At 66.9% G+C, this 6,070-nt stretch carries 5 protein-coding genes; all 5 read right to left on the reverse strand.

What is annotated here, in order from left to right:
- Positions 1-44: 44 nt before the first annotated feature.
- Positions 45-1,187, reverse strand: a complete 1,143-nt coding sequence (locus ACIQ6O_RS11420; protein WP_396207915.1) for an ADP-ribosylglycohydrolase family protein — start codon at positions 1,185-1,187, stop codon at positions 45-47.
- A gap of 462 nt (positions 1,188-1,649) precedes the next feature.
- Positions 1,650-3,620 carry an LVIVD repeat-containing protein gene (locus tag ACIQ6O_RS11425; RefSeq protein WP_396207916.1) on the reverse strand — a complete coding sequence of 657 codons (1,971 nt, stop codon included), beginning with the start codon at positions 3,618-3,620 and terminating at the stop codon, positions 1,650-1,652.
- A 149-nt stretch (positions 3,621-3,769) separates the two neighbouring features.
- Entirely contained in the window at positions 3,770-4,495 is a 726-nt protein-coding gene (locus ACIQ6O_RS11430; RefSeq protein ID WP_396207917.1) for a DUF305 domain-containing protein, read from the reverse strand.
- Between the two features lie 111 nt (positions 4,496-4,606).
- Positions 4,607-5,194 carry a hypothetical protein gene (locus ACIQ6O_RS11435; RefSeq protein ID WP_396207918.1) on the reverse strand — a complete coding sequence of 196 codons (588 nt, stop codon included), beginning with the start codon at positions 5,192-5,194 and terminating at the stop codon, positions 4,607-4,609.
- A 36-nt stretch (positions 5,195-5,230) separates the two neighbouring features.
- The coding region (locus ACIQ6O_RS11440) for a glycosyltransferase (RefSeq protein WP_396207919.1) at positions 5,231-6,070 on the reverse strand (840 nt) is incomplete at its 5' end.

The raw sequence follows: 6,070 nt of genomic DNA on the forward strand, positions 1-6,070 counted from the left end.
ATGTCAACCGCCCCCGTGGCGCGCAGGGGGCGCCACGAACGCGCTTACATCGGCGGGTAGCGTCGCTTCCATTCTGGCCCGGTGCTGTGGCCCGTGGCCAGATCTTCGGCCATCTCCTCGATGACGTCGCGCAGCTCCAGCTGCGCGAGCCAACGCGGCGGAATTACCGATACGCCATGCATGGTACCGAGGATCTGCCCGGTGAGCGCGCCGACGGTGGAACTGCATCCCGAGTGATTGACCGCCAGCGCCACGGCGCGCTCGAAGCTCTCCTGCGTGGGCTCCGGATGCGACAGGGCGCAATAGAGCGCGAGGGCGAGCGCGTCCTGCGCGAGCTTGCCGTCCCCGATGTGCTCGAGATCGTACCACGTGGGATTGATGCCGGCGAAGCGGACCTGACCGGCACGCTCCACGGCGTAGCGCACGGTCTCCTGCACCGCGTTCTGCCCCAGCGCGTACATGCCACGGGCGATGGTGGCCTCCACCGCCTCCTGGATGGACGTGCCGTGCATCAACTGACCGATGATTGACCCCATGTAGCCACCGGCCACCACGCCGTGCGGATGGCCATGGGTGACGGCCATGAGCTCGCACCCCAGGCGGTAGGGATCATCCTGATAGAACATGCCAGCCGGGGCACAGCGGGCCATGCCCCCCGATCCGGACGAATCGGTGATCGCTTCCTCGGGTGTGCCCAACCCGGATTTACGGAGCGCGATGACGGTCACCTTGTCGGGGTGACGCTGCGCCCACAGCCCCGGCACGTCGAGGAGCCATCCCCGCGCCGTGTCGAGATGATCAGGGAGCGGGCCGTTCATACGTTGCGTCATGAACCAGCGCCGCAGCGCATTCCGCATGAGCGTCGGCGGATGGAAGGTGCGATAGCCGTACGACAGCACCCGGGCCCGCAACAGCGCTTCCGACGCAAACAGCATCACCTGCGTGTCGTCGGTGATCGCGCCGAGGGTGCCATGGAGTGGCACGAAGTCCCGCAGTCCATTGGGACCGTGATCGGCGAAGATGTCCTTGCTGTTGCGATACTCAACGGGTGCGCCGAGCACATCGCCCACGGCGCCACCGAGCAGACAGCCCCGGACGCGATCGCGACGATCGGTTTGGGTGGCGGGCGTCTCCATCGATTTGCGAGGCCCATACACCATGTGCGGCACGTGATCGCGAATTCCCATCCTGCTGACTCGAGAAGTTGGTGGCAGCGGTCGATGACGTCTGCAGTATGCGACCCGCGTCAATAGCGAAAAATTCAGAATTCCGTAAAAAACCGCTCCAGATGACGCAAAAACGGTGTTTTTCGAACGACGAGATGACGAAGAGATGACACCCAGCGGCCTCAACAGGCGTGCGTCAGCGCGTGATACCGAAGCGATACGCGGCGCGCGAAGTCCGCGTCGTGCCCAGATAGCCATCGCCGGCCATTAATCAGCCGTCAATTCTCCACGTTTTTATCGGCCGCGGAGCCTTTGACGGCCTTGTGATGCCCGTCGAACAGGTTGTGGTCGTCGGGTGCCCGGAAATGATTCGACCTTGATTGCTGTGAATGGATTGCCGTATTGCCTTCAGAGTTCGCCGAAACGAAACGGCGCGCTCCCGTCTGGGAGCGCGCCGTTCGCATAACCAGGTGCCAAACCGACTTACATCGCCGGGGCGCGGAGATCCTGCAGCGCCTTCTTGAGCAGGTCGGTCTTCTTCGCGTCGCAGCCGCGGGCGCCCTCGGCCGCGCTCACCGCCGCGTCGAGTGCCGTGTTCCGGGCCGCCCCGTTCGCCTTCTCGGCCGCCGCGATCTGCGTACGCAGCGCGCTCACCGCGCCCGCCGCGCACCCCTTCCGCTCCAGCTGGTCAGTGAAGGCCTTGGCCAGCGGGAAGCTGGGCGGCCACGAAATCTTCGGCTGCCCCTGCGCGTTGAGCTGGTCCCACTTCACCGTGTTCGCGGCATCGATCTCGTTCTGCGAGATGTGCTCGCTGGGGGTGAGCTGCACCACGTCCATGCCGCGGGCGATTTCCGAGCTCACGATCTGGCCGTTGTACCAGTACACCGACCACGAGCCACCCATCACCATGCGCGACCCGTCCACCGGGCCGCGATCGAAGCTGGCGATTTCCTTCGCGTTCTGCGTGTCCGTCCAGTCGAACACCGAGATGCCGCCCTGATACCAGGCCTGCACCATGATGTCACGGCCGGGGATCGGGATCAGCGAGCCATTGTGGGCCACGCAGTTCTCGTTCGAGCTCTGGTACGTCGGGATCTTGTAGTAGCTGCGGAACTTGAGCTTCTTCTTGCCCGACGCGTCGGCGACGATGTCGAAGATCGCGTTGGCGCCCCACTCCGGCTTGTCGCCGGCGCGGCACTTGGGCGCGCCACCGCCGCCCCATTCGTCGCTGAACAGCATGGCCGTGCCATCGTTGTTGAACGTGGCCGAGTGCCAGTAGGCGAAGTTGCTGTCGGCCGCCGCATCGAGGCGCACCGGGTTGGCCGGATTGCTGATGTCGATCAGCAGGCCGTGTCCTTCGCACGCACCGCCGGCCAGGCCGAGCGACGGGTACACCGTGATGTCGTGGCACTGCGAGCCTTCCACGCCGCGGCGACCGCCGGGCGCGGCGTTCGCGAACATGCGGTTCACCGCCGTCTGCACGAGCGAACGAGCCGCCGCGCTATCGGCGCCGTTGGGCGCGCTCGCTCCACGGGCCTTGGCCAGACTGTCGAGCAGCGGGCGCACCATCTGCGCCGGCGCCACCATGTCCATGCCGCTCTGCGGGTTCTTTGCGATGAACGCACCAGAGGCACGAGCCGTCGCGATCTGCTGCGCCGCGGCGGCCTTGTCGGCGTCCGACAGACCGTGCTGCGGCGGGGCTTCGAGGCCGGCGAAAATGTTCGCACGCCCCACGACCGCCGCCTTGCTCGGATCGGCGAGCGGGACCTTGATGATCTCGATGCGCAAACGCGACGAGTTCGGATCGCTCGCGGACAGATCGCCCGCGCACCCGTCGAGTTCCGTGCTCGGACGGATGCCCGACGAGCCCGAGACGTAGATGTAGATGTTCTCGCGATCCTTCGGATCTTCGAGCACCGTATGCGTGTGCGAGCCGCGGCACGTCTGCACGTTGGCGACGAGCTTGGGCTCCTTGATGTTGCTGATGTCGAAGACGCGCACGCCACGCATGCGCTCCTTGCTCACCGCCTCACGCACGCCACCCGGCTTGCAGTCGATGCGGCCGTTCTGCGCCTCGGCCGACATGAACATGAGGTTCTTGTACACGCTCACGTCGTTCTGCGACGCGGGGCACTCGTACGCCACCACGAGCTGCGGGCTCGACGGGTTACTGATGTCCCACACCACCGGGCCGTTGTAGTTGCCCTGGATGACGTAGTTGCCCGTGAACGCGAGGTCGGAGTTGGTGATGCCGAGGAAGCCGTTGGGCGACACGGCCTTGCCCACGACCTTCATGTTCGACGTGAACTCACCCGCGTCGAACAGACCGGCCTTGAGGTCATTACGCGGATCGGCCGCCGGGTTGGCCGCCGTCTGCGGCTTCTTCGCCGGCGCGCACGCCGCGAGCGTCAGCGCGGCGCCCGTGAAGATGACGCGTGAAATGGAGAGGCTCATGCGTTGGTTGGGGAGGAAGGAAGGGAGGAAGGAAGTGAGCAAAAAAGGTCGCAGGAAAGTGCGCGTGGTGACTCCCGTCTGCGAGCTGTAGTGACTGCCGTCTGCCGTCTGCTGTGGCAGGTGCGGAGGTTGGTGCCGACTCGCCGCCATCAGCCCGGCGGGAGCCACCCCCTCTCCAGCATCATCGTGTACATCCGCTTGATCTCCGTGCTCTGATCGACTTCCACGTCGTTCGCGAACTTGAACACGGTTTCGTCCTGCCCCGCGCCGTCGCTCTTGAACAGGTCCTTCACCATCGTCACCGCGCCGCGGTGATGCAGGATCATGAAGGTGAGGAACAGGCGGTCGAAGTCCGCACTGCGCGCCGCATCGAGCTCCTTGAGCTGCGCGTCGCTCAGCATGCCCGGCATCATCATGCCGCCCATGGCCGACATGTCGTGCCCCATGTGCGCATGCATGTCGTGCGCGCCCCCGGCGGCGGCCGGCATGGTCACCTTGCCGGTCGTGTCCACCACCGGCACCACCTGCAGACGGTCCTTGAGCCACGTCTGCATGAGGGTGATTTCGTCGTTCTGCGCGTTGATGATGCGCGCCGTCAGGCGCTGCACCGCGGCGTCGGCCCCGTGCGATTCCGCCCAGCGCGAGATGTAGATGGCCTGCGCGTGATGGTGGATCATCCCGGTCATGAAGTCCACGTCGGCCTTCGTGTACGGGTACCGCACGCTGTCGGCACGCGCCCGGGCAATCGCGCCGGCCTCCCCAGTCTGGAAGCGCGGATCACGCGCCAGGCCGGACGTGGCGCACCCCGCCAGCAGGACACCGCCGACCGCCAGTGCCGCCACATGCCGGAAGCTGATCGAAGCTGATTTGCTCATGTGCTCTTGGTAGGAATCGTGGAACACCCTGATAAAACGCGCTGTGCCCGCCGAACGCTAGCGGTCCCGACCACCTCTCCGGTACGGCCTTCCAGATTGTGGAGCGGCATGTCAGGAGGCGCCCCGATCCACCGCGTCCTGTCGCTGGCGTGCGAGCTGCCAGTCCACCGCGGGCGCCACCTCGGCATCGGCGAGGGCCAGCGACTCACGGGCCCGGGCCACCACCGGCTCGCCCAGCGCCGGCGGGAGGGACATCCCGAACGCGAGCTCGGCCCTGCGACACAGCCGCTCCTCACGGGCCATATCAGGCTGCCGCGGCCATCCGCCCATCACGTGGGCCCGAAACGCGTGCACCCGGGCATGCACCCCCTCGTGCAGAATGCTCGACGCCACCGGTGCCGCCGTGATGTCGCGCCGTGCCAGAAAGGTGAGTTCGGTGAGAATCACGCGCTCAGCGGGCAAAAACGCCCCACGCGTGGGAAATCGCTCCACGCGGATACCGCGCACGTCGCGCTGGAGATGCCACAATCGGCGCGGAGCGTAAGCCGCCAGCAGATCGAGCGCGTCCCCGAGCCGGGCGAGCACCACCTCGTCGGCGATGTCCTCGCGCGTGTTGTGCAACTCCACGGCAATGCCGTGCAGCGCGTGGCGGGACCCCCCCGACACCTTCCCGGTCAGACGCTGCCACCAGTTGGCCATGTCGAAACCTATCCCGAACAAGGAGCGATCAAGGGGTCAGAATCGTTGATCCGCGTTTTTCGCCGCGAGGACCCGCTCGATCGCGTCACAGGCGGCACGAACCCCATCCTCGGCATTCACCACATCGGCGATCTCCGCGGCGCGGCGGCCGTAGCGCGCCTCGCCAAGCAACGCACGCAGTTCGGTGACCACACGGCCAGCGCGGTAGCGAGACGGGTACAGGGTGCGCGCCACGCCGAGCCGTTCGAGACGCCACGCATTGTCCGGCTGGTCGTTGGCGTACGGCACGGCCAGCTGTGGCACGCCAGCCGCGAGCGCCGTGCCGAGCGTCCCCATCCCGCACTGATGCACCACCGCCGCGGCGCGTGGGAAGAGCTGCGAGTGCGGCGCGCTCTCCAGCACCAGCACTTCACGTGGGGCCTGCTGTGCCAGCCGCGGGGCCGCCTCGCGCCCCGCGAGCACGACACCGCGCACGCCCAGCGCCGTGACCGCCGTGATGCTCTCGTCCCAGAACCGCCCGGCGACCTCCACCGCCGACGTGCCGAGCGTGAACACCACCGGCGGTTCGCCCTCGTCGAGAAACGCCTGCAACGCGGGCGGCAGCGCCGCGCCGTGTGCATGGTCGTGGCGCAGTTGTCCGGTGATGGTCACCTGGCGCGGATAGTCGGGATACGGCCCACCGAACACCTGCGAATACAGCGCGAGCACGGCGTACGGCGAATGCATGCCCTCGAACATCGGGTTCGCGGTCGGGGGCAAGCCAAGCGACGCGCGAAACGCCTGCACCGGCGCCATCCAGCGCGCCGCCACCTGACGCCCCCCGGCGGCCAACCAGTCGGCGAAGCGCACGTGCACCGGGTACGGGATGTGCCGCAG

The sequence above is a fragment of the Gemmatimonas sp. genome (assembly GCF_044345575.1).
Classification (GTDB): Bacteria; Gemmatimonadota; Gemmatimonadetes; order Gemmatimonadales; family Gemmatimonadaceae; genus Gemmatimonas.

What these genes read in the sequence shown, in the direction of transcription:
- ACIQ6O_RS11420 (WP_396207915.1), bottom strand. Translation starts at nt 1,187, where the DNA reads ATGGGAATTCGCGATCACGTGCCGCACATGGTGTATGGGCCTCGCAAA.
- ACIQ6O_RS11425 (WP_396207916.1), bottom strand. Translation starts at nt 3,620, where the DNA reads ATGAGCCTCTCCATTTCACGCGTCATCTTCACGGGCGCCGCGCTGACG.
- ACIQ6O_RS11430 (WP_396207917.1), bottom strand. Translation starts at nt 4,495, where the DNA reads ATGAGCAAATCAGCTTCGATCAGCTTCCGGCATGTGGCGGCACTGGCG.
- ACIQ6O_RS11435 (WP_396207918.1), bottom strand. Translation starts at nt 5,194, where the DNA reads ATGGCCAACTGGTGGCAGCGTCTGACCGGGAAGGTGTCGGGGGGGTCC.